Origin of the sequence: Mesorhizobium sp. WSM3868, assembly GCF_002294785.1 — a bacterium.
Taxonomy (GTDB): Bacteria; Pseudomonadota; Alphaproteobacteria; order Rhizobiales; family Rhizobiaceae; genus Mesorhizobium.
This window is the reverse complement of the sequence record NZ_NSGB01000027.1, coordinates 40,001-42,500: the sequence shown is the minus strand read 5'-3', so window position 1 is coordinate 42,500 and position 2,500 is coordinate 40,001. Positions and strand designations below refer to the sequence as shown.

Genomic DNA, 2,500 nt, shown 5'->3' with positions numbered 1-2,500 from the left:
TCCAATCTTATCGGATTGAAAGGGCAGCGGAGTGGTTCCAGGAAATAGCTCCTCCTTATAGACCGTACCCGAAACCGACACTGGTGGTCTGGTAGAGTATACCAAGGCGCTTGAGAGAACTATGCTGAAGGAACTCGGCAAATTGCACGCGTAACTTCGGAAGAAGCGTGACCCTTTTTTGCGCAAGCAGAGGAGGGTGGCACAGACCAGGGGGTAGCGACTGTTTATCAAAAACACAGGGCTCTGCGAAGTCGCAAGACGACGTATAGGGTCTGACGCCTGCCCGGTGCTGGAAGGTTAAGAGGAGGGGTGCAAGCTCTGAATCGAAGCCCCAGTAAACGGCGGCCGTAACTATAACGGTCCTAAGGTAGCGAAATTCCTTGTCGGGTAAGTTCCGACCTGCACGAATGGCGTAACGACTTCCCCGCTGTCTCCAGCATAGACTCAGTGAAATTGAATTCCCCGTGAAGATGCGGGGTTCCTGCGGTTAGACGGAAAGACCCCGTGCACCTTTACTATAGCTTTACATTGGCATTCGTAGTGGCATGTGTAGGATAGGTGGTAGGCTTTGAAGCCTGGGCGCCAGCTCAGGTGGAGCCACCCTTGAAATACCACCCTTATCACTATGGATGTCTAACCGCGGCCCGTTATCCGGGTCCGGGACAATGTATGGTGGGTAGTTTGACTGGGGCGGTCGCCTCCTAAAGAGTAACGGAGGCGCGCGATGGTGGGCTCAGAACGGTCGGAAATCGTTCGCTGAGTGCAATGGCATAAGCCTGCCTGACTGCGAGACTGACAAGTCGAGCAGAGACGAAAGTCGGTCATAGTGATCCGGTGGTCCCGTGTGGAAGGGCCATCGCTCAACGGATAAAAGGTACGCCGGGGATAACAGGCTGATGACCCCCAAGAGTCCATATCGACGGGGTTGTTTGGCACCTCGATGTCGACTCATCGCATCCTGGGGCTGGAGCAGGTCCCAAGGGTATGGCTGTTCGCCATTTAAAGCGGTACGTGAGTTGGGTTCAGAACGTCGTGAGACAGTTCGGTCCCTATCTGCCGTGGGTGTAGGAATATTGAAAGGATCTGTCCCTAGTACGAGAGGACCGGGATGGACGGATCTCTGGTGGACCTGTTGTGGCGCCAGCCGCATTGCAGGGTAGCTATATCCGGACGGGATAACCGCTGAAGGCATCTAAGCGGGAAACCCACCTTGAAACGAGTATTCCCTGAGAACCGTGGAAGACGACCACGTTGATAGGCCGGGTGTGGAAGAGCGGCAACGCTTGAAGCTTACCGGTACTAATAGTTCGATCGGCTTGATCGTTCTCATTCCTAATATCCATCCGACAAAGTCGGATGGTCTGCCAGCGCTCGCGCATGAGCGGCCCTTACGGGCCTATGCTCCGCGGGCGCCGGACGACCGGCGACGCGCAGTCGCGCTTGCGGGCTTCGCCCGTAGGCAAAACGCAGACGTCGCCTTGGCACAAAAACGACGATCCTTTGGATCGCGCTGCGACGATCCTTTGGATCGCGCTTGGCGACCATCCTTGATCGCGCCGCGACGATCCTTGATCGCGCCGCGACGATCCTCCGGATCGCGCTTGAACAGCTTCTCGATTTGAACGTGCGTTTCGCCGACCTGGTGGTTATGGCGGAGCGGCTGCACCCGATCCCATTCCGAACTCGGCCGTGAAACGCTCCAGCGCTGATGGTACTTCGTCTCAAGACGCGGGAGAGTAGGTCGCTGCCAGGTCTGCCAAGCGCACGTTCATCTCACATCCGGATCCGGATGCAGACAAATCTTCTCCTTGCGATTGTTGTGATGCATGTCGTTGCCTCAAAACCGCTAACACTTTTGAGCGACATGCATGAGGCCCGCCAAACGGGATCCCGGGCCGCGCAAGCGGCCCTTTCATTGGGCGGTCCCTTGAATACGGTAAGCGCAAACTTACCTCTATCTTGACGCGGGGTGGAGCAGCCCGGTAGCTCGTCAGGCTCATAACCTGAAGGTCACAGGTTCAAATCCTGTCCCCGCAACCAATCCAAAACGCCCGCCTCGTGCGGGCGTTTTTGTATCTGGCCATACTGGCCGGCTGATGTGAGCGGTCATCAGGCCCGCAAGCAGCGAACCGACGCAGCGCCGGCAGAAAAGCCAAATCCCCACACCAATCCAGACCGGCCCGCCAACGCAGGCCGTTTGCGTTTGCGGCGGCGCGCTTCGATGCGAAGCCGCCAGCGAGGTCCTCGGGAGCAACAAGCACGGCGGCGTCCCGCAGGTAGCGCAGTTGGACAGCTCCTCGCTCGATCGAAGGATATCAATGAAACCTCGAGCGCCTGTTGGGACATCCTGGCCATTGCGCGAGATCACCGGTTTTCGCCGATAGCGGCTGAACGAAGGTGGTGCCGCGATTGACGCCGCCGATGACGAGATCGGTCTGTGCACCGCACGGCGCAACGGGAAATTGCGACGGGGACTGGAGGCGCGGGAGATCGAGCTGCG

1 tRNA gene and 2 rRNA genes (1 of these 3 only partly in view) are annotated in these 2,500 nt (G+C 57.9%); all 3 read left to right on the top strand.

From position 1 onward, the window contains the following. Positions 1-1,324, top strand: a 23S ribosomal RNA gene (locus CK221_RS28195) (it extends 1,567 nt beyond the left edge of the window). 314 nt (positions 1,325-1,638) lie between these two features. Continuing rightward, positions 1,639-1,753: ribosomal RNA gene (gene rrf / locus CK221_RS28185) — 5S ribosomal RNA — on the top strand. Positions 1,754-1,963: 210 nt separating this feature from the next. After that, a tRNA-Met gene (locus tag CK221_RS28180) sits at positions 1,964-2,040 on the top strand. The last annotated feature ends 460 nt before the right edge of the window (positions 2,041-2,500 follow it).